Origin of the sequence: Sphingopyxis bauzanensis (genome assembly GCF_002205675.1) — a bacterium.
Taxonomy (GTDB): domain Bacteria; phylum Pseudomonadota; class Alphaproteobacteria; order Sphingomonadales; family Sphingomonadaceae; genus Sphingopyxis; species Sphingopyxis bauzanensis.
The window spans coordinates 824682-851420 of record NZ_NISK01000003.1 but is presented as its reverse complement, the minus strand read 5'-3'; the positions used below and the strand labels follow the sequence as shown (position 1 = coordinate 851420).

Sequence of the window (26739 nt, the reverse complement as noted above, 5' to 3'; positions counted from 1 at the left end):
CGGGTGGTCAGTACGCCGCCATGTCCATTGCCAGTCAAGTGACGGGTTGTCGCAGTCATGACGAGTGCGTTCGCCACCGCTGTGAGCAATCGCCAAGCGACTCCGCCTTCCAAGCGTCAATCAAGCGTGCCCGCATCATCAATCGCGCCCTTCCTCACTTCAGAAGAGAACCATTGATTCAACACTTCATCGCTTTGTCACCAACTTCTTTCACCCGATTGCCCTGGGCTCAGGCGGCGGGCGGCACCAGCCGCAGCAAGCCCTCTTGCATCACCGATGCGATCAGCGTGCCATCCTGGCGAAAGACGAGGCCGCGGTTGATGCCGCGCGCGCCGCCGGTCCAGTCGCTGTCCATCACATAGGCGAACCACTCATCGACGCGGATATCGTCATGGAACCACATCGCGTGATCGAGGCTGGTCGAAAACAGCCCGGGGGTCGACCAGGTGAAGCCGTGCGGCAGCAGCGAGGACGAGAGCAGCCCCATGTCGGACGCATAGGAAAGGAAGGCGCGGTGGAGCAGCGGATCGTCGCCGATCGGCGCCGCGAGACGATACCATTGATAATGCGCCGACGCCTTTTCGGTCGAGGGCGGCCGGAAACTGCGCATCTCGAACGGGCGGAGGCGCGCCATGCGATCGAGCTGCGCGTCGCTGACATTGGGATCAGCGGCAAGATTTTCGGTGAATTCGACGCATTGGTCGGGCGGCAGCAGGTCGGGCATCGGAACCTGATGCGCGGCGCCGGGTTCCGGGGCGTGAAAGGATGCGGTGAGGTTGAAGATCACCTTGCCATCCTGACGCACGACGACGCGGCGGTTGGCGAAGCTGCGCCCGTCGAAATCGCGGTGAACGCGGAAATGCAGCGGCTTGGCTTCATCGCCGCCGCGCAGGAAATAGGCGTGGAGCGAATGCGCCGATTTGCGCGGATCGACGGTGCGCGCCGCGGCAACCAACGCCTGCGCAATCACCTGTCCGCCGAAAATGCGGTCGCGGGTCGGTTTGCTGAAGGCGGGGAAGCTATATTCGTCGGGCGCTTCGGCGGGGACAAGATCGAACAGGCGAGTGACCGCGCCGACGACTTTTTCCGGCGAGAAAGTGGATTGAATTTCGCGGGCGCGATCGACGCGGGCCTGAATCTCGGCGGGAGTCAGGCTCATATCGTCATCCGTTCCCTGAGGGAGCGACAGCCAACGGCCATCACTTCATGCGTTCGACCTGTTCGAAGTCGAGTTCGACCGGGGTGGCGCGACCGAAGATCGACACCGACACCTTGACGCGCGCCTTTTCGAAATCGAGTTCCTCGACCAGCCCGTTGAAGCTGGCGAACGGACCGTCGAGCACCTTGACCTGATCGCCGATTTCGTAATCGACGCGGATTTCCTGCTTCGGACGGGCCGCAGCCTCTTCCTTGCTGTTCAGGATGCGCGCGGCTTCGGATTCGCTGATCGCCTGCGGTTTGCCCATCGACCCCAGAAAGCCGGTGACCTTCGGCGTATTTTTCACGAGGTGATAGACATCGTCGGTCATCGTCAGCTTGGCGAGGACATAGCCGGGGAAAAATTTGCGTTCAGCCTGCACCTTTTTGCCGCGCTTCACCTCGGTGACGGTTTCCACCGGCACTTCGACCGCTTCGACAAATTCGCTGAGGCCCATGCGTTCGGCTTCGGAAAGTACCGAATCGCGCACCTTGTTCTCGAAACCCGAATAGGCGTGAATGATGTACCAGCGCGCCATGTGTGTCCGTATCCTGTCCCTGTAACTGCGGCGATTAGCGCGCGAGCGACGTCAGCCAGCTGACGATCGCGTTGAAAACTGTGTCGACGCCGAGAAAGAACAGCGCGAGGATCGTCGTCATGATGAGCACCATGATCGTCGTCTGCAACGTCTCACGCCCCGTCGGCCAGACGATCTTCCGGGCTTCGGCGCGCACCTGATTGATGAACTCAGCCGGGCTGGTTTTCGCCATGTCGATCGTCCTGTCCTAATAATATTCTGCTTCGGGCCAGATGGGTTGCCGCGCCCCCCGCGTCAAGCGCGCTTTTGGGCAATAGTCCGCCCACCCTCCCCGAGCGTGTCGGCGAAAGGCGGAAGGAAAACGGCGCATCTGTCCGAATGAAAGCGGCCTTTACTGGCGCGCTGCGGCGATTGCAAGTGCAGGGTCGGCTTCGCGCGCTAGCGCCCGGCGCATCAAAAGGAGCAGTGCGATCATGATCATCCAGCTGATCGTCGGCTGGAGCCCAAAAACCAGATGCAGTTCGCGCGCCGCCGCCGCGCCATTTTTCGGATCGAAGCCGACGAGATCAAGCAGCAGGTAGCTGACCGCGATGGCGGCAGCGACGCCAAATTTCTGCATCAGGTTGAGCAGCGCAAACAGAAACGCCGAGCGATTGCGCCCGCAGCGCAGCGCATCGCCCGGGATGATATCGGCGAGCATCGAATGGGTGAAAAGCAATCCGACAAACCCGGTCCCGAGCATGATCGAAAAGCCCGCCGCCTGTCCGACCCCCTCCGGCCGTTGGAACAATGTGGCGATCAGCAGGCTGGAGATGAGCAGCCCCATCATGATCATCATCGGCGGCTTGCCGTAACGCCGCGCAAGCAAGGTCCAGACCGGCGACGCGATCGCTCCGCCGATGAAGCTGGCGAACAGCAGCACCGCGCTTTGCCCGTCGAGATCAAGCACCGCAGCGGCAAAAAAGACGAACAATGAGGTGAGCGACCCGAAGGCGAAGCTGTTGAGGAACTGCACCCCGAGCAGCAGCATCAGCGGTGGGAACGCCAGCGAGACGCGAAGCTCGCTGCGCCAGCCGATGCCGGGTTCGGCGACGACCGCGCGGGGCGGGACGAGACGGATCGCGTAAAGCGCGATCGGCACCATCAGCATGAACAGGCTGGCATAGGCCATGATGCGGCCTTGCAGGCTGACCCCCGGGATCAGGATTTGCGCCGCGGCGGGTGCCGCAAACGCCAGGATGAGCGCGATCTTCGCGAACCAGTCACGCATGCCATAGAGCAAAGCGCTGTCGCGCGGGGTGCGGACCAGTGCCGAGCCCCACGACAATTGCGCGACTTCGTACAGGCTGTAGCTGGAGTAAAAGAGCACCATCATCAGGAACAGCGCCGCAAAGGGCAGCCGGTCGCCGACCGTCACCAGCGCCAGCAGCAGCAAGGCGAGCGGCACGAGCGCAAGCAGCATCCAGCGGCGATGCGCGCCGAGCCCGGTGCGGACGCGATCGACCATCGTCCCGATCAGTGGATCGACAACCCCGTCCCAGATGGTAGTGAGCGAAAACAGCAGCCCGACCAGCGCCACCGAAATCACCCCGCCCTCGGCAATATAGGGTGGCAGGTAGACGCTGAATGGCAGGCCGAGGATGACCGTCGGCCCGGCGGTGGCGGCGTAGGCCGCGACGGTGCGCGGGCGCAGCGTGTCAGCCTGGCCGGGCTGGCCAGCCGATGGCAGGGCGGTACTGGCCACGATGCGATGCTCCCGATGCCGAAGGGAGCAGGCTTTCAGTTATTGACAGCCATGTCAACAGATGCGCGTTGCCTATGCCGCTAGACGATTTTGAAATGCGACAGGAACGGCTGGAGGCGCCAGTCGAGCTGGTCGTTGTCGAGCCATTCATCCTCGAGCCCCGCGAGCGTGTGGAGCATCGAATCGCCGATGACGATGCTGAGCAGCAGTTTCGCCGCTGCTTGGGGATCGTCGATTTCGGCCTGACCGGCCGCGGCCCATTCGGCAAACAGCGCCGACAGCTCCTCAATCGCCGGGACGTGGAGATCGCGATAGATTTGCAGCGCGAAATCGCGATCGCGCAAGCTTTCCGAAATCAGCATCCGCATCAAGGCGATGGCGCGCGGCGATTGCATCCGGTCGCATTGCCGATGCGCATAGCCCCTGAGCAATTCGACGTTCGACAGATCCGCAACTGCCATGCATTCGGCCGGCTGGCATCGGGCTTCATTGCCCCAACGCGAGGCAATCGCGTGGAGCAGTCCCTGTTTGTTGCCGAACAGATCATAAAGTGTGGCGAGCGATCCGCCCGACTGTTTGACGATTTCGGCGAGGCTGGTGCGTTCATAGCCCTGTTCGAGAAACAGCGCTTCGGCGGCGTCGAGGATCGCATCGCGGCGGCGTTCGCGCAGCGTTGGCGGCTCCATCGGGCATTCCAGCAAGTCGGACTGTACCATCCGTGATTCTCTCCCTTGTGCTTTTCTGTAATCTAAATTACATGGCGATTTGTGCAAGGCGTTTCTGCGCCCTCTACGTTTCATAATACAGCATTATCCAGGGGTTCTTATGAGTCGCGCTCGTTCCTTTGCCAGCGTCAGCGTTGCCGCGTTGGCCTTGTTGCTCACCGCCTGCGCGTCCGAAACGCCCCCCGCCCCGCCGCCGCCCGAGGTCACGATCGTCACCGTCCGGTCGCAAGCCGTGCCTAACGTCATCGAGCTGCCGGGCCGTGTGCAGGCGTTTCGCACCTCCGAAGTCCGCGCCCGCGTCGATGGCATCGTCGAACGGCGACTGTTCAACGAGGGCAGCTTTGTCCGCGCCGGAACCTCGCTGTTCCGCATCGACCCGCGCCAGTTGAACGCAACCTCAAATGCGGCGCGCGCACAGCTGGCCCGCGCGCAGGCAACCGCGGCGAACGCGCGGCAGGTTGTCGCACGCTATCAGCCGCTGCTCGCCGATCAGGCGATCGGCAAGCAGGAATATGACGCCGCGGTTGCGGCGCAGCGCACCGCCGAGGCCGATGTGCAGGCGGCGCAGGCCAATCTGGAATCGGCGCGCCTGAACCTGGGCTATGCGTCGGTCACCGCGCCGATTTCGGGCCGCGCCCGCCGCGCCGAGGTCACCGAAGGCGCGCTGGTCAGCGCCGCACAGGGCACGCTGCTGACGACGATCGAGCAGATCGACCGCGTCTATGTCAATTTCGGCCAGTCGAGTTCGGACCTGCTGGCAACGCGCCGCGACATGGGGTCGGGCAAGGTGAGCTCGCCGCAGCTTGAACGCGTCGAAGTGCAGCTCATCCTGGAGGATGGCAGCGCCTTTCCGGTCGTCGGCCACCTCGACTTCCTCGACCTGTCGATCGACGAGGCGACGGGAACCGCGGCGCTGCGTGCCGAATTCCCCAACCCGGCTTCTGCGCTGCTGCCCGGCCAGTTCGTCCGCGCCCGCATCTTTGCCGGGAACCGCGCCGACGGTATGCTGATCCCGCAGCGCGCCGTCCGACTGACCGCCGACGCCGCCAGCGTGATGGTGCTCGACGCCAAAAATATCGCGACCCCGCGGCCCGTAAAGCTGGGCTCGATGGTCGCCGGACAATGGGCGATCCTCGACGGACTGCGCCCCGGCGACCGGGTGATCGTCGACGGATTGCAAAAGGTCCAGCCCGGCCAGCCGGTGCGGATTGCGCCGCCCAAGGGCACGGCGTCGACGCCCGCGGCAAAGCGCTGATCTGACATGACCCCCCGCTTCTTCATCGACCGGCCCATTTTTTCGTGGGTCATCGCCATCGGCATCCTGCTCGCGGGCATCATCGCACTGCGCAGCCTGCCAGTAGAGCAATATCCGTCGGTCGCGCCGCCATCGCTGACCATCGGCGTCACCTATCCGGGCGCCGACGCCAAGACGCTCGAACAGAATGTCACCCAGGTCATCGAGCAGGAACTGAACGGGGTCGAGGGATTCCTCTACATGGCCTCGACCAGCGAATCGAACGGCACCGCGTCGATCAACCTGACCTTCGAGGCCGGGACCGACATCGACAACGCCCAGATGGAGGTGCAGAACCGGCTGCGCCGTGTCGAACAGCGGCTGCCCGAAGACGTCCGGCGGCAGGGCATCTCGGTGACCGAAGCCAATTCGGGCTTTCTGCTGATCGTCGCGATCACGTCGAAGAGCGGCAACACCGACCCGATGGAGGTCAACAACTTCGCCAACACGCGCGTGCTCGACGAGCTCCGCCGGGTGAATGGCGTCGGCAATGTGCAGGCGTTCGCGCCCGAATATGCAATGCGCATCTGGCTCGATCCGCAAAAGCTGGCGTCGTACAATTTGTCCGCCGCTGAGGCACTCGGCGCGGTGCAGGAGCAGAACAGCCAGACCCCGGGCGGCCAGCTGGGGGACCAGCCGATCGCCAAGGGCGCGCAGCTCAATGCGGTGATCACGACGCAGGGCCGCTTTACCAAGCCCGAGCAGTTCGAAAGCATCATCCTGCGCGCCAATCCCGATGGGTCGGCGGTGACGCTGGCCGATGTCGGGCGCGTCGAACTGGGGTCCGCGAGCTATCTCTTCTCGTCGGAGCTCAACGGCAAGCCGATGGCGGGCCTCGCGGTCCAGCTGACCCCCGGCGCCAACGCGCTCGCGACCGCCGAGGGTGTGCGCAGCCAGATGGCCGCGCTGGAAAGGGGTTTTCCGCCCGACATCACCTGGTCGATCCCGTATGACACGACGCCCTTTATCCAGCTGTCGATCGAAGAGGTGGTGATCACGCTGGTCGAGGCGATGGTACTCGTCTTTCTCGTGATGTTCCTGTTCCTGCAGAACTGGCGTGCGACGGTGATCCCGACCGTGGTCGTGCCGATCGCGCTGGCGGGCGCGTGCCTGGGCCTGTGGATGTTCGGTTTTTCGATCAATGTGCTGACGCTGTTCGGCATGGTGCTGGCGATCGGCATCCTCGTCGACGATGCGATCGTCGTGATCGAAAATGTCGAGCGGATCATGAACGAGGAGCATCTGTCGCCCTATGACGCGACGGTGAAGGCGATGGGGCAGATCACCAGCGCGATCATCGGCATCACGCTCGTGCTGATCGCGGTGTTCATTCCGATGGCATTTTTCCCCGGGTCGACCGGCGGCATCTATCGCCAATTCTCGATGACGCTGGCGATCTCGATCGCATTTTCGGCGCTGCTCGCGCTGACGCTGACCCCGGCGCTGTGCGCGACGCTGCTCAAGCCGCACGACGACACGGCACGCAAGGGCAAGATCGGCGCCTTTTTCGATCGCTTCTTTGCCCGCTTCAACGGCTGGTTCGGGCGCACCACCGATCGCTATCAGGGCGGGGTCGGCAAGATGCTGGCGTCGCCGCTGCGCTGGCTGGGCGTCTTTGCCGCGATGGTGCTGGTGACCGGCCTGCTGTTCACCCGTCTGCCCGGATCGTTCCTGCCGCAGGAAGATCAGGGCTATCTGATCACCATCGTCCAGGCGCCGCCGGGCGCGACGTCGCAGCGCACCGCCGAAGCAACGAAGCAGGTGAAGGCCTTCTTCGCCGAACAACCGCAGGTCGCGAATATCGTGCTGGTCAACGGCTTCAGCTTTTTCGGGCAGGGCCAGGCGAACGCGATCATGTTCACGCCGCTGAAACCCTGGGACGAGCGCACCGGCGATGGCGACAGCGCCGACGCGATCGCGGGCAAGGCGATGGGAACGTTGATGGGGATCAAGGAGGCGTTTGCCTTCTCGCTGAGCCCGCCGTCGATCCCCGAACTCGGCACGTCGAGCGGCTTTACCTTCAAGTTGCAGGACCGCGGCGCCAATGGGCGCGAGGCGCTGGTCGCCGCGCGCAACCAGATGCTGGGCGGCGCGATGCAAAGCAAGCTGCTCGCCAACGTCCGCCCCGAGGGGCAGGAGGATGCGCCGGTGCTGAAGGTCGATATCGACCGGATTCAGGCGCGCGCGCTGGGGCTGTCGATCGGCGACGTCAATGCAACGCTGGCGATCAGCTTTGGCAGCGCCTACGCCAATGACTTTACCCGCGAAGGCCGTGTCCTGCGTGTCCTGCTGCAGGCCGACGCCGCGAGCCGGATGACGCCGCAGGACGTGCTCGACCTGCGCGTGCGGAGCGCCAATGGCGGCATGGTGCCGTTCGGATCGTTCAGCAAAGCCGCATGGTCGGCCGAGGCGCCGCAGTTGCAACGCTATAACGGCTATCCGGCGATGACGATCTCGGGCGAACCCGCGCCGGGGCAATCGACCGGCGAGGCGATGGCCGAAATGGAGCGGCTGGCCGAGACGCTGCCGAGCGGGTTCGCGTTCGAATGGACCGGCATCTCCTATGAGGAGAAACAGTCGGCGGGGCAGATCGGGCTGCTGCTCGGGCTGTCGCTGGTGGTCGTGTTCCTGCTGCTTGCGGCGCTGTACGAAAGCTGGGCGGTGCCGGTGTCGGTGCTGCTGGTGGTGCCGCTGGGCGTGCTGGGCGCAGTGCTGTTTTCGATGTTCCGCGGCCTGTCCGCCGACATCTATTTCAACGTCGGGCTGATCACGATCATCGGCCTGTCGGCGAAGAATGCGATCCTGATCGTCGAGTTCGCGATCGAGCAGGAGGCCGAGGGCAAATCGACGCTCGATGCGGTGATGGAGGCGGTGAAGCTGCGTCTGCGCCCGATCATCATGACCAGCCTGGCGTTCATCCTGGGCATGGTGCCGCTCGTCATCGCCAGCGGCGCGGGCGCGGCGAGCCGGATTGCGGTCGGGTCGGGCGTGATGGGCGGGATGATCGCGGCAACCTTGCTCGGCATCTTCTTCATCCCGCTCTTCTATCTGTCGGTGCGCAAGTGGATCAGCCGCACACGGCCCCCTGCCCCGACCGAAAAAGGCCATCATGAGGAGCCCGGACATGCGTAAGTGGATCGCGCTGCTCGCGGCAACGACGCTTGCCGGCTGCGCCAATATGGCGCCGCCGCACGAGCGCCCGGCGCTGCCCACTGCGCCCGATTATCCGCAGGCGTTTGTCGGCGATGTGACGCTGGGCCAGCGCGCAACCGATGTTGCCTGGCAGGACTTCTTCGCCGACCCTCAGCTTGAAGTGCTGATCGCGCAGGCGATCGAGCGCAACCGCGATCTTGCGGTGGCGCTCGCGCAGATCGAGGAAGCGCGCGGACTTTACCGCATCCAGGACGCCGACCGTCTGCCGACGGTCGGTGGCAGCGCCGATGCCGCCCGCACCCGCGGGCCGTCGCTGACCGGCGCCGGGACCGACACCACCAGCCGCTATTCGGTCGGGGTCGGGGTGACGTCGTTCGAGCTCGATTTCTGGGGGCGGGTCAAGAATCTGTCTGAAGCGGCGCGCAGCCAGTATCTGGCCACCGAGCAGGCCGAGCGCGCGTTCCGCCTGGCGCTGGTGCGTGACATCGCGTCGACCTATTTCGCCTCGCGCGGCGCCGAGGAACAGATCGCGCTCGCCGAAGCGACGGTGACCAGTCGCAAGGAAGGGCTGCGGATCGCCAAGCGGCGGCTCGACGCGGGGGTGACCTCGGCGCTCGATTACCGCCAGTCGGAAACCTTGCTGACGCAGGCCGAGACGCAGCTCGCTAGCCTGAATCTCGGCAAGGCGCAGGCCGATAATTTCCTCGCCGTGCTCACCGGCGGACCGGTTGCCGGCCCCCTACCCGCACCGCTGCCGCTCGTCGCGCAGGGACAGTCGCCGGTGCTGACCGCGGGGTTGCCGTCGGACCTGCTCGTCGCACGCCCCGACATCCTCGCCGCCGAGGAACAGCTGCGCGCCGCGCGGGCGAATATCGGTGCGGCCCGCGCGGCCTTCTTCCCGTCGATCTCGCTGACGGGTAACCTCGGCTTCGCCTCGGGCTCGCTCGACAATCTGTTCAGCAATGACGGTTTCGGCTGGAGCTTTGGTCCGTCGATCAGCCTGCCGATCTTCGATTTCGGCCGCAACAAGGGCAATTTGACCGTCGCCGAGGCGCGCGAAAATATCGCGGTTGCGACCTATGAGCGCACCGTCCAAGGGGCGTTCCGCGAAGTTGCCGATGCACTCGCCGGGCGCCGCTATCTCGCCGAGCAGGTTGAGGCGCAGGAGCGCGGGACACTGGCGCAGCGGCAGATCGCCGACCTCGCGCGCAAGCGGTATCGCGAGGGGGTATCCACCTATCTCGAAGTGCTCGACGCCGAACGCAATCTGTTCGCCGCCGAACAGACGCTGATCGAAACGCGCCGCGCGCAGGTCGACAATCTGGTGACGCTGTACGTCGCGCTCGGCGGCGGGCTGGTCGAGCGACGCTGAAGGACGAGGCGATTTCGGACAACGCCCCTGCCCTGCTGAAGGACATATTGGGTCCGCAAGCGATGACGACGATCGCCGACGCGGGCGTGGCTGCTTCGCCGCGCTTCGATCGATCGGCATTCCTGAGCGTCGCCACCGACGGCCTCGACGCGCTGTCGATCATGGAGCGGGTGCGCCATATTGCGGACGCGCTACGCCCCGCGCTGCCCGCCGATTTTGCAGCGGCGCTGGGCGTCATCCGCGAAATGGCGCCGCGGCTGACGCACGGATTTCAGGCGGTAGCGGTGACCGAATATGTGGCGCGCTACGGGCTGGACGATTTCGACCGGTCGATGGACGCGCTCGCCAAACTGACGCGCTTTGGCACCGCCGAATTCGCGATCCGGCCCTTTCTGGCGCAGGATGCCGATCGCGCGCTGGCAGCGATGGCGCGCTGGACCGGCAGCGATGACGAGCATGTCCGCAGGTTGGCGAGCGAAGGCGGTCGCCCGCGGTTGCCGTGGGCGGCGCGGGTTCCCGCGTTGAAGGCCGATCCGACCCGCGCGGCGCATATTCTTGAGACGTTAAAGGCCGATTCCAGCCTCTATGTGCGCAAATCGGTCGCCAATCATCTCAACGACATTGCCAAGGACCGCCCCGACTGGCTGCTCGATCGACTGGCGGACTGGCCGAACGATGATCCGCACACCGCGTGGATCATCCGCCACGCACTCCGCACCCTGATCAAGCAGGGCGAGCCGCGCGCGCTGGCGCTGCTCGGCGTCGGCCATGGCGCAGCGGTGACGGTGCGCAAATTTGCGGTCGAGCCATCGGTAGTGCGGCTGGGCGAGCGGATTGCGATTAGCGTCGAAATCGTTTCGGATTCAGCGGAAAATCAGCCTTTGGTGGTCGATTATCGCGTCCATTATGCGCGGGCGGGCGGCAAGACTGCGGCGAAGGTGTTCAAGTGGAAGACGTTCGACCTCCCCGGGGGCGGGAGCGGGGGCGAGGCCGTCGCACTGCGCATCAACCAGACGATCCGCGATTTCAGCACACGGCGGCATCATCCGGGGCGGCACAGCATTGATCTGATCGTCAACGGACAGACGATGGCCACGGGTGGGTTTGAGCTGTTGGCGGACTGAGTGCGTTTATTCGAGGCTCAAGAAGATTCCTGTTTCCCCGCGAAGGCGGGGATCCATCGCCAGACGGTTCAAACTGCCGCTGGCCAGTGATGGGCTCCCGCCTTCGCGGGAGCGCAGCTCATTCCTGAACCCGCCCATCCCTCACGGCGGCGCGGGAACGGGCTCGGGGGGCGGCCGCTCGTTCGCGATCGGCACCCGCAAATCGATCCGGCTGCCGTTGATTTCGGTCGAGATCACCGCATTGCCGCCCTCAATCCCTACGCTGCTGTTGTCGCCGATTGGGATCGCACCGATGTCGGGAATGTCCTGTGGTTCGACCGGCCCGCGCGGGTCGGCCGGACGCGGCGGCGGCGCTTTCTGGCCGGAAGCCTGGGTCATGAAATCGCGCCAGATCCGCGCCGGCAATCCGCCACCCGAAATGCCGCGCAGCGGTGAATTATCGTCGTTGCCGATCCACACCCCGACCACCAGCCCATTGGCATAGCCGACAAACAGCGCGTCGCGATTGTCCTGGCTGGTCCCGGTCTTGCCGAAATTCGCCTGCGGCAGCCGCGCCGCGCGGCCGGTGCCGCGATTGACCGCGGCGCGCAGCATCTGTTCGATGTCGTCATGGACGCCCGACCCGAAGCGGCTGGGTCCCGAGATCAGATTTTCGAACCAGCCCTTTTCCTCGCCTTCGAACGCATGCGGGACGACGGGATAGCTGTTCGCTGCCACCGCGGCATAGGCCGCGGTCAGTTCTAGCAAGGTCATGCTCGAGGTGCCGAGGGCAAGGCTGGGGTCGCCCTTGGTCATTGGCGCGGTGACCCCCAGGTCGCGCGCCATGTCGATCACCTTGTCGTCGCCGACTTCGCGCAGCAGCCGCACCGCCGCGACATTGCTCGACGTCGCGAAGGCGTCCTCCAGCGTGATCGTTTTCGAATAGGCGCCGCCCGAATTTTTGGGACGGTATGACCCGGTTTCGATCGGCTGGTTGTCGATGACATCATCGGGTTCCCACCCGGCGCGCAGCGCGGCGAGATAGACGAAGAGTTTGAAGGTCGATCCCGGCTGGCGCCGCGCCTGCGTCGCGCGGTTGAACGGCGATGCGGCATAATCGCGCCCGCCGATCATCGCGACGACCTCGCCATTCGGGCGCATCGCGACCAGCGCGAGCTGCGCCTGGCCGACCCCGGCGCGGCTCGTCACGCGCCGCGCCGCCGCCTGCAACCGCGCGTCGAGCGTCGTCTTGATCGTCTGGCGCGAATAGCCGACGTCGCTGAGTTTGCGCGCCTCGGGCAGCGCCCAGTCGGCAAAATAGGTACCGGTCGGCAGCGTATTGCGCGCGCGTACATCGATGCGCGGGGTGCGGATCGCCTTCGCCTGCGCGGCGGTAATATAACCCTCATCGGCCATCGCGTTGACGACCAGCTTCATCCGCTTGGCTGCCAGATCGGGATTCTTGGTCGGCGCCAGCCGCGACGGTGCCTGCACCAGTCCCGCAAGCATCGCCGCCTGCGCGGGGGTCAGTTTTTCGGGCTGTCGATAGAAATAATGCAGCGACGCCGCGCGCAGGCCGTAGGTGTTGTCGCCGAAATAGGCGTTCGAGAGATAGCGTTCGAGAATCTCGTCCTTGGTCAGCCAGGCTTCGAGCCAGAAAGCGATCAGCGCCTCGCGCGCCTTGCGCCCCAACGTGCGTTTGGGCGTCAGGAAGGTGAATTTCGCCAGTTGCTGGGTGATCGTGCTGCCGCCCTGCGTCCGCCCGCCGCTGACATTGCTCCAGACCGCGCGCGCGATGCTGCGCGGATCGACGCCCATATGGGTGTAGAAACGCCGGTCCTCGATCGCAAGGAAGGCGCCGGTGACATGCCTCGGCAGCGCGCTCGCCTTCACCGGCGCATCGACGATCGCCCCCGATCGCGCGATCGGGGTGCCGTCGGAGGCGAGCAAGGTGATCTGCGGCGGCACAATCGGTTCGAGCGATTTCGACAACGGCGCGGTCAGCGCCAGCCAGCCGACGAGCAGGATAAACAGGATACAGAAAATGGCAAAGCCGCGTGAGATCCGGCGTAGCCATTTGCGACGGCGGCTTTCCGGTACAACCGGGGGCGGCACGTCGAAAACGGGCGCGCCGGGCATGGAAAGCGGCGGCGCGGCGGGCGCGGGATCGCCAGTTTTGGATTTACGGAACCAGGTCATGCTCAGCTACCGTATTAATATCGCAATACAGCATAAGCAAATGGCTTATGCACCGCTCGGCAGGACAGTGGGCAAATGTCCAAAGATACCGCGCAGAATTCAATCGCCTTCGCGCCGGGGCATCCCGGCCTGAAACTCGGCTACCAGATCGAAACGATCGCCGCGGAAAAGCTGACGGACATGCGTGACCGGCCGGTCGCCGCGCCAGGTGTCGCGTTCGAGCTGGAGGCAGGCGGCGCCGCTGCCCGTCGCCAGCGCTTTCGCTTCGGTTCGGGTGGCGGCGACGGCGCGCACGACATGGCGCGCCGAGGTCCAGGGAATATGCGCGAGCAGCCATGTTCCCGGCGCCTCGACGGCAAAATTCGCCTCCGCCGCCGCAGGGACTTCGGCGAGTTCGATGGTGCGGCGTTCGAGCGCGAAGGGTTCGTCGGCGGCAAAGTGGATTCCGTCGATCTGGAGCGTGTCGGCTTCACCGGCATTTTTGCGGCGGACGATCGCGCGCGCTTCCCAGCGATAGGTTTCGCCGCGCGCCGCGATCAGCTCGGCCAGATCGGGAACGGTCATCACCGCCGAATGCACCGGCGGATGTGCAACGAATGATCCCGCCTTGCGCCGCCGTTCGACCAGTCCTGCGGCGACGAGCTCGCCCAGCGCCTTGCTGACCGTCGCGCGGGCGCAGCCGTAGCGCGCCGCGAGCTCCTGTTCGATCGGGATCCGTGTTCCCGGTTTCCACTCGCCCGAGTGGATGCGGCCCTCGATATCCTCGCGGATCCGGCGCGCCGGGTTCGGCGCCGCGCGCATCACGCGACGATCCGCTCGACACTTTTGCGATAGGCGGCAGCGATGGCGCTGCGATCGACATGGCGCCCGCCTGCGACGCGCTTGACCCCGGCGCGCCAGACGCAGTCGATTGTCCCTGCCCTGCCCGCAAAAATCCAGCGGTCGAGCAGCGTCGCGTCGTCGGTTCCCGCAAAGCTCGGGTGGTCGAGGTCGAGCGAGACGATGTCGGCGGGCTGGCCGACCGCAAGGCCCGGCTCGACTCCCAGCGCCTGCCCGCCGCCGGCGAGCGCACGGGCGTAAAGATTGGCGCCGACGAAGGGCGATTCGGTTCCGGCGAGCAGCGCGCGGGCGCGATGCGCCAACCGCTGCGAATATTCGAGCGCGCGCAGCTCGCCCGCGGCGTCGATCAGGATATTGCTGTCGGTGCCGATCCCGAAGCGGCCGCCCGCCGCCAGATAATCGATCGCCGGGAAGATGCCGTCGCCGAGGTTCGCCTCGGTAATCGGGCAGAGCCCGGCAACCGCGCCGCTGGCGGCGAGGCGCGCCGCTTCATCCGCATCCAGGTGCGTCGAGTGGATCAGGCACCAGCGCGCATCGAGGGCGGCGTTATCGAGCAGCCATGCGACCGGCCGCGCGCCGCTCCATGCGATGCAGTCGGCGACTTCCTTTTCCTGTTCGGCGGCGTGGATATGGACCGGGCCGATCGGCGACATCGCGAGCAGCGCCGTCAGCTGGTCGGGCGCGACGGCGCGTAGCGAGTGCGGCGCGATGCCGATATTGGCATCGCCGACGAGTTTGGTCCGCGCGCTGTCGAGTAGCGCTGCAAAGCCGTCGATGTCGCTGAGAAAGCGCCGCTGTCCGGGGCTTGGCGACGCGCCGCCGAAATTGCCGTGGGCATAGAAGACCGGCAGCAAGGTCAGGCCGATGCCCGTTGCCGAGCTGGCGTCAACGATTGCGCCTGCCATTTCGGCGGGATCGGCGTAGGTCCTGCCCGCCGGATCATGGTGGAGATAGTGAAACTCGCCGACGCGGGTGAAACCGCCCTCGAGCATTTCGGCATAGGCCTGCGCGGTGATCGCGGCGACATCGTCGGGGGTCAGCCGGTCGAGGAAGCGGTACATGATCTCGCGCCAGCTCCAGAAATTGTCGTCGTGGCGGCTGCGGCGTTCCGACAGTCCCGCCATCCCGCGCTGAAAACCGTGGCTATGGACATTGCACAGGCCGGGCAGCGCTGCGGCGTGGCGCTCATCGCCGGGGGCGGCGCCGACACCGGTTTCAAGCGCGGAAATCCGCCCTTCCGTGACCGTCAGGCGTACATCGTGCTGCCACTGATTGTCGATCCATGCGCGCTGAAACCAACAAGCGATCATCTTGAGCCCTCATATTATGTCTAGACATAATGACGCATTCGCGAGATGTTGTCCAGATGGAGCATAGCTGGACCAACGCGCGACTCGCGACGATGACCGATGACGGGCTGGGACTGATCGACGATGGCGTCATCACGTCCGCGAACGGGCGGATTGTCTATGCCGGTCCGGCTGATGGTGCGCCGACGAAGGCCGCGAAAACCACCGATTGCGGCGGCCGGTTGATCACCCCCGGGCTGATCGACTGCCACACCCATCTGGTTCACGGCGGCAACCGCGCCAATGAATGGGCGATGCGGCTCGAAGGCGCGAGCTATGAGGATATTGCCCGCGCAGGTGGCGGCATCGTGTCAACGATGCGCGCGACCCGCGCCGCGAGCGAGGCCGAACTGGTCGACACGGCCCTCCCCCGCCTCGATGCGCTGATCGCCGAGGGGGTGACAACGATCGAGATCAAGTCGGGCTACGGCCTCGACACTGAAAACGAGCTTAAGATGCTGCGTGCCGCCCGCGCGCTCGGCGAACGACGCCGGATCCGCGTTGCGCCGACCTTCCTCGGTGCGCACGCGCTGCCCCCCGAGTATCGGGACAACGGCGACGGCTATATCGACCTCGTCTGCAATGAAATGATCCCTGCGGCGGCGGCGCTCGCGACCGCGGCCGATGCCTTTTGCGAAGGCATCGGCTTTTCGCCTGCACAATGCGAGCGCGTGATCGAAGCGGCGCAGGCGCATGGGCTGGCGGTCAAGCTGCACGCCGAACAATTGTCGGCGCTGAGCGGCAGCGCGCTCGCGGCGCGCCACGGCGCGCTGTCGGCCGACCATCTGGAATATGCGACCGACGGCGATGTCGCTACAATGGCGGCAGCGGGGACGGTCGCGGTGCTGCTGCCCGGCGCCTATTATTTCATGCGCGAGACCCAGCTGCCGCCGATCGCGGCGATGCGCCGCCACGGGGTGCGGATCGCGCTGGCGACCGACAACAACCCCGGCACTTCGCCGACGACCTCGCTGCTGCTCATGCTCAACATGGGGGCAACCATGTTCGGGCTGACGGTGGTCGAAGCGCTGCGCGGGGTGACGGTGAACGCCGCTGCCGCGCTGGGGCTCTGCGCCGAGATCGGCACGCTCGAAGCCGGCAAGGCGTGCGACCTCGCGATCTGGGACGTCACCGACCCCGCCGAGCTGGTTTACCGCATCGGCTTCAACCCGCTGCACCAACGTATCAAGGACGGACAATGATCATCAACCCCGGCGCGATGACGCTCACCGACTGGCGCGCCATCTATGAAGGTGCGAGCGCGACGCTGAACGCCGAAGCGTGGAACGCCATCGATGCCAGCGCCGCTGCCGTGGCGCGCATCGTGGCCAAGGGCGACCCGGTCTATGGCATCAACACCGGGTTCGGAAAGCTGGCGAGCGTGCGGATCGCGAGCGATGATCTGGCGACGCTCCAGCGCAACATCGTGCTCAGCCACGCCGCGGGGACCGGCGCGCCCTCGCCCGTCCCCGTTGTCCGTCTGATGATGGCGCTCAAGCTCGCGAGCTTCGGCGTCGGCGCATCGGGGGTGCGGCGCGAAACGGTGGCGATGCTCGAGACGATGCTGGCGAAGGGACTCACCCCTGTCGTTCCGTCGCAGGGTTCGGTCGGCGCGAGCGGCGACCTTGCGCCGCTGTCGCACATGGCCGCGGCGATGATCGGGGTCGGCGCGATCGAGGTCGGCGGTCAGACCCTACCCGCCGCCGAAGCGCTCGCGCTGGCGGGCCTCACGCCGGTCGAACTCGGGCCGAAGGAAGGCCTCGCGCTGCTCAACGGCACGCAATTTTCGGCGGCCAATGCGCTCGCGGGCCTGTTCCGCGCTGAAACCGTGTTCCAGTCGGCGCTGATCACCGGCGCGCTGTCGACCGAAGCCGCCAAGGGTTCCGACGCGCCGTTCGACCCGCGCATCCACGCGCTGCGCGGTCATGCTGGTCAGCGCGCGGTCGGCGACGCGTTGCGCGACATGATGGCGGGATCGGCGATTCGCGCTTCGCACGCTGTCGACGATCCGCGCGTGCAGGATCCCTATTGCCTGCGCTGCCAGCCGCAGGTGATGGGCGCGGTGCTCGACCTGCTGCGTCAGGCTGCGACGACACTCGGCGTCGAGGCGAATGGCGTCTCGGACAATCCGCTGATCTTTGCCGACACCGATGAGGCTTTGTCGGGGGGCAATTTCCACGCCGAACCTGTCGCCTTTGCCGCCGACATGATCGCAATGGCGATTTGCGAGATTGGTTCGATTGCCGAGCGCCGCATCGCCATGCTCGTCGATCCGGCCTTGTCGGGCCTCCCCGCCTTCCTCACCCCGCGCCCCGGCCTCAACTCGGGCTTCATGATCGCGCAGGTCACCGCTGCGGCGCTGGTCAGCGAAAACAAGCAGCGCGCCTATCCTGCCAGCGTTGATTCGATCCCGACCAGCGCCAATCAGGAGGATCATGTGTCGATGGCCGCGCACGGCGCCCGCCGCCTGCTCGAGATGGCCGACAATGTCAGCGCGGTGATCGGCATCGAATATCTCGCCGCGTGCCAGGGCATCGACTTCCACGCGCCGCTGACGTCGAGCGACGCGCTGGAGGCGGCGCACAAGCATCTGCGCGCCGCAGTGCCGACGCTCGAAGACGACCGCCATTTCCACCCCGACATGGAGACCGCGACCGCGCTGATCCGTTCGGGCAGCCTGGTTGCGGCGGTTCCCGTCGACCTGCCGGGCCTGAGCTAATGGACTGGCTGCGCGTCCATCGCGGCGACGCGCCGCTGGTCATCGCCTTTCCGCATGGCGGCACCGATCTCGCGGGACTTGACGCGCAGTTCGTCTCGCCTTGGCAGGCGCAGATCGACACCGACTGGTGGATCGCCGAGCTATACGCCTTCGCGGCCGATCTTGGTGCAACACTGGTCGCGACCGAGATTTCGCGCAGCGTCATCGACATGAACCGCGATCCCTCGGGCGCGTCGCTCTATCCGGGGCAGGCGACGACCGAACTGTGCCCGACGACGACCTTCGATGGCGCGCCGCTTTACCGTTTCGATCTGCCCGACGAGGCCGAGATCATTCAGCGGCTGCGCTTGTATCACCGGCCCTATCACGACGCGCTGACCGAGGAACTCGACCGCTTGCGGGCGACCCATGGCAAGGTCGTCCTTTACGACGCGCACTCGATCCGGAGCCGTGTTCCGCGCCTGTTCGACGGCGAGCTGGCCCAATTCAACATCGGCACCAACGGTGGCGCCACCTCAGCTCCCGAGCTTGAAACCATCGTCGCCAACATCTGTGCGGCGAGCGGTGGCAGTCATGTCGTCAACGGCCGCTTCAAGGGCGGCTGGACGACGCGCCACTACGGCCGCCCCGACAATGGCATCCACGCGGTCCAGATGGAACTCGCGCAGCGCGGTTACATGGCCGAACCCGATACGATCACCCACACTAACTGGCCCTCCCCTCTCGACCCCAATCCCGCGATCCGGCCCGTGCTGGAGCAAGTGATCGCCGCGACCCTCGATTTTGCGAAAGGACGACCATGACACGCCTCGACAATAGCCGCGTGATCCGACCGGCGACCGGCCCCGACATCACGGCAAAGAGCTGGCTCACCGAAGCGCCGATGCGGATGCTGATGAACAACCTCCATCCCGACGTCGCCGAGGCGCCGCACGAGCTGGTCGTCTATGGCGGCATCGGCCGCGCCGCGCGCGACTGGGAAAGCTATGACCGGATCGTCGAGACGCTGAAGCGGCTCGAGGGCGACGAGACTTTGCTCATCCAGTCGGGCAAGCCGGTGGGCGTATTCCGCACCCATAGCGACGCGCCGCGCGTGCTGCTCGCCAATTCCAACCTCGTCCCCGAATGGGCGAATTGGGAGCATTTCCACGAGCTCGATCGCAAAGGCTTGATGATGTACGGTCAGATGACCGCGGGCAGCTGGATCTATATCGGCAGCCAGGGCATCGTTCAGGGCACGTACGAAACCTTCGTCGAGATGGGACGCCAGCATTATGGCGGCGACCTTTCGGGCCGCTGGTTGCTGACGGCGGGGCTCGGCGGCATGGGCGGCGCGCAGCCGCTCGCGGCGGTGATGGCGGGCGCGTCGTGCCTCGCGATCGAATGCCAGCCGAGCCGCATCGAGATGCGCCTGCGCACCGGCTATCTCGACAAGCAGGCGGCGAGCATCGACGAGGCGCTGGCGATGATCGAAGCCAGCCACACCGAGGGCAAACCTGTTTCGGTCGGCCTGCTCGGCAACGCCGCCGACATCCTGCCCGAAATGGTCCGCCGCGGCATCCGCCCCGACCTGCTTACCGACCAGACCTCGGCGCACGACCCAGTCAACGGCTACCTCCCCGCGGGCTGGACTCTCGACGCGTGGTTTGCGAAGCGCGAGAGCGATCCCGCCGCGGTCGCCAAAGCCGCAAAGGCGTCGATGGCGGTGCATGTCCAGGCGATGCTCGACATGCAGGCCGCAGGCGTTCCGACGACCGATTATGGCAACAACATCCGTCAGGTGGCGAAGGACGAAGGCGTCGAGAACGCCTTCGACTTCCCGGGCTTCGTCCCCGCCTATGTCCGGCCATTGTTCTGCCGCGGCATCGGCCCCTTCCGCTGGGTGGCGCTGTCAGGCGATCCCGAGGATATCTACAAGACCGACGCCAAGGTGAAGGAGCTGCTCCCTGACAATAAGCACCTTCACAACTGGCTCGACCTCGCGCGCGAGAAGATCCAGTTTCAGGGGCTTCCCGCGCGCATCTGCTGGGTCGGACTCGGCGACCGCCACCGGCTTGGCCTCGCCTTCAACGAGATGGTGGCATCGGGCGAGCTCAAAGCCCCGATCGTCATCGGCCGCGATCATCTCGACTCGGGCTCGGTCGCCTCGCCCAACCGCGAAACCGAAGCCATGCGCGACGGGTCGGATGCGGTGTCGGACTGGCCACTGCTCAACGCCTTGCTCAACACCGCCAGCGGCGCAACCTGGGTATCGCTCCACCACGGCGGCGGCGTCGGCATGGGCTACTCGCAGCACAGCGGCATGGTAATCGTCGCCGACGGCACCCCCGAAGCGGCCAAGCGGCTGGAGCGCGTGCTATGGAACGACCCCGGCACCGGCGTCATGCGCCACGCCGACGCGGGATACGACATCGCGATCGACTGTGCGCGTGAGAGGGGACTGGACCTCCCCAGCCTGCGGTAAGTTCGATTGCTGCTGCGGGTTTAACGCTTGTCGCGCGGCACTCGGCTGTGCCAGCATGATCGCGCCGGATGCGTTCCCGGCCGATCATGTCGGAGGGATGTTTGACCGGCCCCACGTCGCAAAGCTGGGCTGCGATGCCCGCGCTGATTGCCGCGGTGCAGGCGGCGGGCGACGCAATCGGGCTGCCCTTCATCGCGGCGCAAGCCGATCTTGGCGACCCCGAACCGATGAGCGACGCGCATGGACGGCCTTATGCCGAGACCAGCTTTCGCTGGATCGATCCCGACCATGCCTATTGGCGCGACCGCAAGCTGGCGCTGCACATCGCTTTTCTGACCGCGGCGCGGCTGACCGCGGAGCCCTTTTATTATAGCGACGGCGAGTTGCGGTCGTGGCGCGCGACGCAATTGCTAGACGCGGTCGATTGCGAGCAGGCCAAGAATACCTCGAATTTCGGTGAGGCCATCATCGCGCCGGTGCATCTGCCGCGCGGGCTGGTCGGCGCGGTCTTCTGGTGCTCGCGCGAACCCGTCGGGGTTGCGGCGCTGTTTGACCGCCATGCCGGTGATCTCCACAATCTCGCGCTCAAGCTGGTCGCGACGCACAACGAAGCGCGCGGGCGGCCGCGCAATGCCACGGTGCCGCAGACGCTGACTCGGCGCGAGGTGCAATGTCTGCGCTGGGCCGCGGCGGGCAAGACCGATGGCGAGATCGGCATCATCCTGACGCTGTCGGTATCGACGGTGCGCTTTCACCTGCGCAACGCCGCGGCCAAGCTGGGCGCGACCGGGCGGGCGCAATCGATCCAGATCGCCGCAGGGCTCGGCTTCGTCGGCGCGCGGGCGGCCTGATGCAGGTGCCAGCTTGGCCTGCTGATCGCGCGGCGTACAAGGCGAGGTCATGGACATTCTGACCGATCCCGCCCTGATGGCCTTTCGCGACGAGGTTCGCGCCATTCTTGCCACCGCGCTGCCCGACGACTTGCGCCGCGCCGCCAGTCGCGCGACCAGCGTGTTCATGGACCCCGCTGTCTCGCTGCCCTGGCAGTCCATTTTGCACGCGCGCGGCTGGGCCGCACCCGACTGGCCCGCCGAGTTCGGCGGCCCGGGTTGGAGCGAGATCGAACGCTATATCTTCGCCGCCGAATCCGCGCGCGCCGGGGCACCGAACCTTGCGCCGATGGGGCTGAAAATGGTCGCCCCGGTGATCATGCATTATGGCAGCGCCGAGCAGCGCGCCCATTATCTGCCGCGCATCCTGTCAGGCGAGGATTATTGGTGCCAGGGGTTTTCGGAGCCGGGCGCGGGGTCCGACCTTGCTGCACTGCAATTGCGCGCGGTCCCTGACGGCAACGACTATGTGCTGAACGGGTCGAAAATCTGGACCACCCACGCGCATTTCGCGAACCGCATGTTCGCGCTCGTCCGCACCTCGAGTGAAGGCAAGCCGCAGGCAGGGATCAGTTTCCTGCTGCTCGACATGTCAATCCCGGGGATCACCGTCGAACCGATCCGCACCCTGGCGGGCGATCATGAATTCAACCAAGTCTTTTTCGATGAAGTGCGTGTCCCGCAGGCGAACCGGCTGGGCGGCGAAAATGAAGGCCGGTCGGTCGCCAAGCATCTGCTGACCTTTGAGCGCGGCGGCAAATATGCGCCCGGTCTGATGGCACGCCTTGCCCGGTTGCGTGCGCAACCGATCGCCGATCCGGTGCTGCGCGCGCAGCTCGACCGCGAGGCGATCGGTTTGCAGGCGTTGCAGGCGCTTGAGCTCAAGGCGATGCGCGGAGTCGGCGGCAGCGCCGCGCTCTACGCCTCGGCGCTCAAGATCCTCGGCACCGAAAGCGCGCAAAGGATCGACACGCTGGCGTGCGACATCGCTGGCCATGCGGCCTGGGCCGACGCCGCTGGGCAGGCGCCCGCCGAGCTGGCGGTTGCGGTGCCACGCTACCTCAATGACCGCGCGGCGAGCATTTATGCGGGATCGAACGAGATCCAGCGCGACCTGATCGCGCGGCTGATGCTGGGTTAAGCTGCCACTTCGGCAAACCGCGCCAGATGCTCGGCGCGCGGCCCCAACGCCGCGGCAATCGCCAGTGCGCGCTTGAAATGGCCGCCGAGGCTGAGCTCCTCGGTCAATCCCATCGCGCCGTGGATCTGGACTGCGCCCTCGCCGACGATACGAATCGCGTCGGCAACCTCGACGCAGGCGGCGCTCACCGTGGCGGTGCGGTCGGCGCGATCCTGATCGACCGCCAATATCGCCGCTTCGGTCAGCGCCGCGGCCTTCATCGCGGCCAGCTGCATATCGGCGGCGCGATGGCGGAGCGCCTGGAAGGTAACGATAGCGCGGCCGAACTGCTGGCGCTGACCGAGATAGTCGGTGCTGGCGGCGATCATGCGGCGGATCAGCCCGACCGCCTCAGCCCAGCGGCCGACGAGGATCACATCATTGACCCATTCGGCCAGCGCGCGCGCTTCGGCGCCCGTCGCTACCACGTTCCCTTCGCCCGCCTTCAACGTCAAGCTCAGATCGGCGGTCACGCTGCCGTCGTGCATGACGCGGTGGCGTTGCTCGACCTTGTCGCGATCTGCCGCGAAAAGCAGCACGGCATCCTTATCGGCAAGCACGAACAGGTCGGCCTCGGCGCCGCCTGCGACCAGCGCCGCGGTGCCGCGCACCGTCCCGCCTGCCTCGACGATCGGCATTGTCGCAGTCGATGCCGAGCAGATCATCGCCACGCGCTGATCGCCGGTTGCGAGGCCGGGCAGCGCCGCATGATCGGGCACCACCCGCGCGAGCAGCATCGTCGCCGCGGTATGCGACAGCCAGTCGGCCCCTGCCAGCGCCGGTCCCAGCTCGGCCATGACCACCGCAATGTCGATCGCGCCGCCGCCAAAACCGCCGTGCGCTTCGGGAACTGCGACCCCCGCCAGCCCGAGCGATTCGACCAGATCACGCCAGCCCGGTCGCACATTGTCGGCAAGGTAACGCTGCACGCTGTCGCGCAGCATTTGCTGCTCGTCGCCTAGCGGCAGGTCGAGGGCGGCGGTGGCATAGGTCACGTCGGATCTCCCGCTAACGTGATGCGGCATCCGGCCGACAGGGTCTAGCTGATTGGCGTGGCAGGGTCCTCTATCGCCTCGGCAATCGGTCCGGCGCAGCCAACTCGGCTTCCGACGGCCAATGACCCTGCGCATTTTCGGCAATGATCTCGGCCAGCAGCGCCTTCGCGCCCGCTTCGTCGCTCGCAAAGCGGCGCTCCATCGCGATCGCGAACTTGATCGTGCTGTCTTTGGTCGCGCCGACGTCGGCGGGCTTCAGCCGCCCCTGCATGATCTGGACCGCCTGATAATAGATGTCGTTCTCGATCAGTTTCAGCCCCGGTTCGATCGCGTCGATCGCGGCGCGCGCCTTGGCGTGTTCGCCCATCTTGCGATAGGCGATATAGGTCCAATAGGCGGTCGGCACGCGCATATCGTCGCGCGCAAAGTCGGCCGCCAGCGCCAGCGACTTCGCCATCCCGTCGACGACGGACTGATAGTCGCCGGTCGCGAAGCTGGTCTGGGCGTAATAATAGACGATGTTGCCGCGATAGGTGCTGATCGTGAGCCCGATCGGATTGGGCAGCCCGTCGGGTTCGAAGCTGTCGGGAGTGTCGCCCATCAACTCCAGCGCTTTGCTGTAATCGGCCAGCGCCGCATCGAACTGGCGCGCGCGGGTCAGGTCGCGGGCGCGAAAGCGGTAGAGCTTATAGCTGTTCGGAAAGGTCTTCAGCCCGTCGGAGAACGCGTCGACCGCATCGCAGATCCGTCCGGCATAGTCGAGGCGCCGTCCCAGCCAGATGTGCGAATCCTCGCGGTCGGGCGCGATGCGCAGCGCGGCGCGGGCGATCTCGATATCCTGATCGAGCCGCTTTTGCGTCGCCTCCGAAAATTTCGGCAGCGTCAGCGGGGTGCCGATGAGGCTGGTCGTGCATTGGCCCGCGCTCGTAGCGGCAGGCTGCGCCGCCACCGATGCCGGAGCCGCCGCGAGCAGGAGCGCCAGCACTATCCCTGCGCCGCCCATCAATCGCGCAGTCATCCGACCACATCCTGATAGATGCGGCGCACGTTGGTCCCCATGATCTTTTCGACGTCACTCGATGCATAGCCGAGCTTGCGCACCCCGTCCCACACCACTTCCATTCGGCGCGGGCCGTTGAGTTCGTCGATGAACAGCGGCCAGTCGTCGGCGTTGAAATTGGCACCCTCTTCGCGCTTCAGCTCGGCGATATAGGCATCGGTCATTTCGACAACACGATGGTCGCGGTCGCTGCCGATCGCGACATGGTCGGCGCCAGCGACCTTCACCGCATGGTCGATATGACGGAAATAGTCCGCAAGCGCGCCCTGGCGCTTCGTCGTCAGGAACGGCCGCATCTGGCAAATGCCGACCACCCCGCCCTTCTGCGCCAGCAGCCGCAGATTGTCGTCGGTGGTGTTGCGGACATTCTTGTGCATCGCCATGCAGGCAGTGTGTGAGATGATCACCGGATCGGCCGACGCGTTGATCGTGTGGGACATCGTCTGCATATTCGCATGTGACAGGTCGATCAGCATCCCGACCTTGTTCATTCGTGCCACGACCTCGCGGCCGAAATGGGTCAAGCCATTGGCGCCCAATTCCTTGCACCCGGCGCCCGCCCAATTCTGGTCGTTATAGGTGATCTGCGACGAACGGACGCCCAGCTTGTAGAAGAGGTCGATATTGTCGAGGTCGCGCCCGAACTGGGTCGTGTTCTGGAACAGATAATAGATGGCGATCTGGCCGTTCCGGCGCGCGACATCGATGTCGCTCGTGCGCGTCGCTTTCAGGAACAGCGCGGGATTGGCGGCGATATGTGCGTCATGGTCGAGCACCGCCTGGATCGCGTCCTCATAGGCATGGGCTTCGTAGGTCTTGGGATCGCATAATGTCACCGTGATCGCGTCGAGCCCGCTATCACGCATCTGGCCAACCAGCACCGCATCATATTCGAAGCGGACTTCGCCCATCGCGTCAAAGGTCAGCGGGCGCGCGGTCTGCTTCGCCGCCAAAGCGGGTGCCATTGCCACGGCGGCTGACAGTGCCGCCCCCGAAAGCACAAATTGCCGTCTATCCATCGCATCGACTCCCAATATTTTCTATTGGAAATTTATAGCCGATAAGAAATTTATTGCAAGCGATGCGGAAAACGCGATCCCGCCGCGCAGATCGGTGCGATCAGCCAGTGTTGACCCACAGCACGACCGCGTCCTGCTCGCTCGTCGAATAGGCGGCATGCTGCATGCTGCTGTCGATATAGACGCTGTCGCCAACCCCCAGGATCGCGGGCTCATAATGCTCGGTCTGAAAACAGATCTCGCCTTCGAGCACATAGAGGAATTCCTCGCCGCTGTGCTGCGACCAGGTTTTGAAATCCTCCAGGCTGCGCGCCTTGATCGTCGTCACGAACGGCAGGATCTTCTTGTGCTTCAGCTCGACGGCAATCAGCCGGTGATTATAGACCGGCGTTTCCATCGGGCGCCCTGCTCCGGCCAGCGTGATGCTGCGCCGCCCCGCGGCGTCCTGTCCGGTGTTGCTGGCAAACAGCTCGGTAATGTCGATGTCGAACCCCAGCGCCAGTTTCTGCACGACGTCAAAGGTCGGCGACATCTGGTCATTTTCGATCTTCGACAGCGTCGATGCGGCGAGCGAGGTCAACCGCCCCGCATCTTCCAGCGTCATCCCGCGCTCGCGGCGCAGCTGGTGCAGGCGCCGCCCCAGATGGAAACCTTCGGTTCGGGGCCGCTTCGATTGACGAACGGCGCCCAGAATTTCCGGCTCATCTGCTGTTCTGGGGGGCATATATCGGCGGTCCTTACCTTGGCCAAACAGTGCAAGATCGACGGATTCGGGATGGCAAGTCAAACCAGGCAGCCCCGTCCGCGTCACAATCCTATAATGCACAAATTTCCGATAGGCTACGGCGCTGACATTTCGCCCATGTCAGCGCCGCGTTTGCCCACCGGAAACCGTCC

Annotated in this window: 22 protein-coding genes; 10 read left to right on the top strand and 12 right to left on the bottom strand. The window is 65.5% G+C overall.

All coding sequences use genetic code 11. The annotated features are described in order from the left end of the window. Positions 1-229 precede the first annotated feature (229 nt). The 5 genes from CDQ92_RS15410 to CDQ92_RS15390 form a co-directional block, all read right to left on the bottom strand. Positions 230-1159 (bottom strand): acyl-CoA thioesterase, encoded by a 930-nt coding sequence (locus tag CDQ92_RS15410; RefSeq protein WP_088442200.1) that lies wholly within the window; start codon positions 1157-1159, stop codon positions 230-232. A gap of 40 nt (positions 1160-1199) precedes the next feature. Continuing rightward, entirely contained in the window at positions 1200-1736 is a 537-nt protein-coding gene (gene nusG, locus CDQ92_RS15405) for a transcription termination/antitermination protein NusG (RefSeq protein ID WP_088442199.1), read from the bottom strand. A gap of 34 nt (positions 1737-1770) precedes the next feature. Continuing rightward, positions 1771-1968, bottom strand: a complete 198-nt coding sequence (gene secE / locus CDQ92_RS15400; RefSeq protein WP_088442198.1) for a preprotein translocase subunit SecE — start codon at positions 1966-1968, stop codon at positions 1771-1773. 159 nt (positions 1969-2127) lie between these two features. Next, positions 2128-3480: an MFS transporter gene (locus tag CDQ92_RS15395; protein WP_158213872.1), complete on the bottom strand. Its 1353-nt coding sequence runs from the start codon at positions 3478-3480 to the stop codon at positions 2128-2130. Positions 3481-3560: 80 nt separating this feature from the next. After that, positions 3561-4196 (bottom strand): TetR/AcrR family transcriptional regulator, encoded by a 636-nt coding sequence (locus tag CDQ92_RS15390; protein ID WP_158213871.1) that lies wholly within the window; start codon positions 4194-4196, stop codon positions 3561-3563. Between the two features lie 109 nt (positions 4197-4305). Here CDQ92_RS15390 and CDQ92_RS15385 point away from each other — a divergent pair, with 109 nt between their 5' ends. The 4 genes from CDQ92_RS15385 to CDQ92_RS15370 all read left to right on the top strand — a co-directional run bounded on the left by CDQ92_RS15385 (position 4306) and on the right by CDQ92_RS15370 (position 11148). Then, a complete protein-coding gene (locus tag CDQ92_RS15385; RefSeq protein WP_088442195.1) occupies positions 4306-5460 on the top strand; it encodes an efflux RND transporter periplasmic adaptor subunit in 1155 nt (384 codons plus the stop codon). A gap of 6 nt (positions 5461-5466) precedes the next feature. Beyond that, complete coding sequence (locus CDQ92_RS15380) at positions 5467-8631, top strand: multidrug efflux RND transporter permease subunit (protein ID WP_088442194.1); 3165 nt, start codon at positions 5467-5469, stop codon at positions 8629-8631. After that, complete coding sequence (locus CDQ92_RS15375; RefSeq protein ID WP_088442193.1) at positions 8624-10024, top strand: efflux transporter outer membrane subunit; 1401 nt, start codon at positions 8624-8626, stop codon at positions 10022-10024. The genes CDQ92_RS15380 and CDQ92_RS15375 overlap by 8 nt, the downstream gene beginning before the upstream one ends. Positions 10025-10086: 62 nt before the next feature. Then, on the top strand, positions 10087-11148 hold the full coding sequence (locus CDQ92_RS15370; RefSeq protein ID WP_088442315.1) for a DNA alkylation repair protein: 1062 nt from the start codon (positions 10087-10089) through the stop codon (positions 11146-11148). 141 nt (positions 11149-11289) lie between these two features. On the opposite strand, the gene CDQ92_RS15365 is transcribed toward CDQ92_RS15370, so the two are convergent. From CDQ92_RS15365 to CDQ92_RS15355, 3 genes are all read right to left on the bottom strand, one after another. Then, positions 11290-13326: a transglycosylase domain-containing protein gene (locus CDQ92_RS15365; RefSeq protein ID WP_373289578.1), complete on the bottom strand. Its 2037-nt coding sequence runs from the start codon at positions 13324-13326 to the stop codon at positions 11290-11292. Positions 13327-13425: 99 nt separating this feature from the next. Continuing rightward, positions 13426-14127 carry a UTRA domain-containing protein gene (locus tag CDQ92_RS15360; protein ID WP_088442192.1) on the bottom strand — a complete coding sequence of 234 codons (702 nt, stop codon included), beginning with the start codon at positions 14125-14127 and terminating at the stop codon, positions 13426-13428. Next, a complete protein-coding gene (locus CDQ92_RS15355; protein WP_088442191.1) occupies positions 14127-15476 on the bottom strand; it encodes a formimidoylglutamate deiminase in 1350 nt (449 codons plus the stop codon). The genes CDQ92_RS15360 and CDQ92_RS15355 overlap by 1 nt, the downstream gene beginning before the upstream one ends. 29 nt (positions 15477-15505) lie before the next feature. Between CDQ92_RS15355 and hutI the strand changes: the two genes are divergently transcribed. From hutI to CDQ92_RS15325, 6 genes are all read left to right on the top strand, one after another. Continuing rightward, positions 15506-16717: an imidazolonepropionase gene (hutI, locus tag CDQ92_RS15350; protein ID WP_088442190.1), complete on the top strand. Its 1212-nt coding sequence runs from the start codon at positions 15506-15508 to the stop codon at positions 16715-16717. Next, the gene (gene hutH / locus CDQ92_RS15345) at positions 16714-18234 is read left to right on the top strand and encodes a histidine ammonia-lyase (RefSeq protein WP_088442189.1); all 1521 of its coding nucleotides are present in this window, start codon (positions 16714-16716) and stop codon (positions 18232-18234) included. Before hutI ends, hutH begins: the two co-directional genes overlap by 4 nt. Further along, a complete protein-coding gene (hutG, locus tag CDQ92_RS15340) occupies positions 18234-19037 on the top strand; it encodes an N-formylglutamate deformylase (RefSeq protein WP_088442188.1) in 804 nt (267 codons plus the stop codon). The genes hutH and hutG overlap by 1 nt, the downstream gene beginning before the upstream one ends. Further along, a complete protein-coding gene (hutU, locus tag CDQ92_RS15335) occupies positions 19034-20698 on the top strand; it encodes a urocanate hydratase (protein ID WP_088442187.1) in 1665 nt (554 codons plus the stop codon). Before hutG ends, hutU begins: the two co-directional genes overlap by 4 nt. A gap of 101 nt (positions 20699-20799) precedes the next feature. Beyond that, complete coding sequence (locus CDQ92_RS15330; RefSeq protein ID WP_229667016.1) at positions 20800-21549, top strand: helix-turn-helix transcriptional regulator; 750 nt, start codon at positions 20800-20802, stop codon at positions 21547-21549. Positions 21550-21598: 49 nt separating this feature from the next. Beyond that, entirely contained in the window at positions 21599-22729 is a 1131-nt protein-coding gene (locus CDQ92_RS15325) for an acyl-CoA dehydrogenase family protein (RefSeq protein ID WP_088442185.1), read from the top strand. Here CDQ92_RS15325 and CDQ92_RS15320 read toward each other — a convergent pair. From CDQ92_RS15320 to CDQ92_RS15305, 4 genes are all read right to left on the bottom strand, one after another. Then, positions 22726-23763 carry an acyl-CoA dehydrogenase family protein gene (locus CDQ92_RS15320; RefSeq protein WP_229667015.1) on the bottom strand — a complete coding sequence of 346 codons (1038 nt, stop codon included), beginning with the start codon at positions 23761-23763 and terminating at the stop codon, positions 22726-22728. The two genes, CDQ92_RS15325 and CDQ92_RS15320, sit on opposite strands and share 4 nt — an antisense overlap. A gap of 70 nt (positions 23764-23833) precedes the next feature. Further along, entirely contained in the window at positions 23834-24781 is a 948-nt protein-coding gene (locus CDQ92_RS15315) for a tetratricopeptide repeat protein (protein ID WP_144035799.1), read from the bottom strand. Further along, on the bottom strand, positions 24778-25788 hold the full coding sequence (locus CDQ92_RS15310) for a dipeptidase (protein WP_188682222.1): 1011 nt from the start codon (positions 25786-25788) through the stop codon (positions 24778-24780). The genes CDQ92_RS15315 and CDQ92_RS15310 overlap by 4 nt, the downstream gene beginning before the upstream one ends. A gap of 154 nt (positions 25789-25942) precedes the next feature. Then, the gene (locus CDQ92_RS15305) at positions 25943-26566 is read right to left on the bottom strand and encodes a helix-turn-helix domain-containing protein (RefSeq protein ID WP_088442311.1); all 624 of its coding nucleotides are present in this window, start codon (positions 26564-26566) and stop codon (positions 25943-25945) included. Positions 26567-26739: the final 173 nt, after the last annotated feature.

Bases quoted from the DNA above. Each gene is read 5' to 3' on its own strand.
- CDQ92_RS15360 (WP_088442192.1), bottom strand. From the start codon at position 14,127: ATGCGCGCGGCGCCGAACCCGGCGCGCCGGATCCGCGAGGATATCGAG.
- CDQ92_RS15370 (WP_088442315.1), top strand. From the start codon at position 10,087: ATGACGACGATCGCCGACGCGGGCGTGGCTGCTTCGCCGCGCTTCGAT.
- CDQ92_RS15390 (WP_158213871.1), bottom strand. From the start codon at position 4,196: ATGGTACAGTCCGACTTGCTGGAATGCCCGATGGAGCCGCCAACGCTG.
- hutU (WP_088442187.1), top strand. From the start codon at position 19,034: ATGACACGCCTCGACAATAGCCGCGTGATCCGACCGGCGACCGGCCCC.
- hutI (WP_088442190.1), top strand. From the start codon at position 15,506: ATGACGCATTCGCGAGATGTTGTCCAGATGGAGCATAGCTGGACCAAC.
- CDQ92_RS15315 (WP_144035799.1), bottom strand. From the start codon at position 24,781: ATGACTGCGCGATTGATGGGCGGCGCAGGGATAGTGCTGGCGCTCCTG.
- CDQ92_RS15305 (WP_088442311.1), bottom strand. From the start codon at position 26,566: ATGCCCCCCAGAACAGCAGATGAGCCGGAAATTCTGGGCGCCGTTCGT.
- hutH (WP_088442189.1), top strand. From the start codon at position 16,714: ATGATCATCAACCCCGGCGCGATGACGCTCACCGACTGGCGCGCCATC.
- CDQ92_RS15410 (WP_088442200.1), bottom strand. From the start codon at position 1,159: ATGAGCCTGACTCCCGCCGAGATTCAGGCCCGCGTCGATCGCGCCCGC.
- CDQ92_RS15310 (WP_188682222.1), bottom strand. From the start codon at position 25,788: ATGGCACCCGCTTTGGCGGCGAAGCAGACCGCGCGCCCGCTGACCTTT.
- CDQ92_RS15385 (WP_088442195.1), top strand. From the start codon at position 4,306: ATGAGTCGCGCTCGTTCCTTTGCCAGCGTCAGCGTTGCCGCGTTGGCC.
- CDQ92_RS15375 (WP_088442193.1), top strand. From the start codon at position 8,624: ATGCGTAAGTGGATCGCGCTGCTCGCGGCAACGACGCTTGCCGGCTGC.
- CDQ92_RS15365 (WP_373289578.1), bottom strand. From the start codon at position 13,326: ATGACCTGGTTCCGTAAATCCAAAACTGGCGATCCCGCGCCCGCCGCG.
- hutG (WP_088442188.1), top strand. From the start codon at position 18,234: ATGGACTGGCTGCGCGTCCATCGCGGCGACGCGCCGCTGGTCATCGCC.
- CDQ92_RS15380 (WP_088442194.1), top strand. From the start codon at position 5,467: ATGACCCCCCGCTTCTTCATCGACCGGCCCATTTTTTCGTGGGTCATC.
- nusG (WP_088442199.1), bottom strand. From the start codon at position 1,736: ATGGCGCGCTGGTACATCATTCACGCCTATTCGGGTTTCGAGAACAAG.
- CDQ92_RS15325 (WP_088442185.1), top strand. From the start codon at position 21,599: ATGGACATTCTGACCGATCCCGCCCTGATGGCCTTTCGCGACGAGGTT.
- secE (WP_088442198.1), bottom strand. From the start codon at position 1,968: ATGGCGAAAACCAGCCCGGCTGAGTTCATCAATCAGGTGCGCGCCGAA.
- CDQ92_RS15355 (WP_088442191.1), bottom strand. From the start codon at position 15,476: ATGATCGCTTGTTGGTTTCAGCGCGCATGGATCGACAATCAGTGGCAG.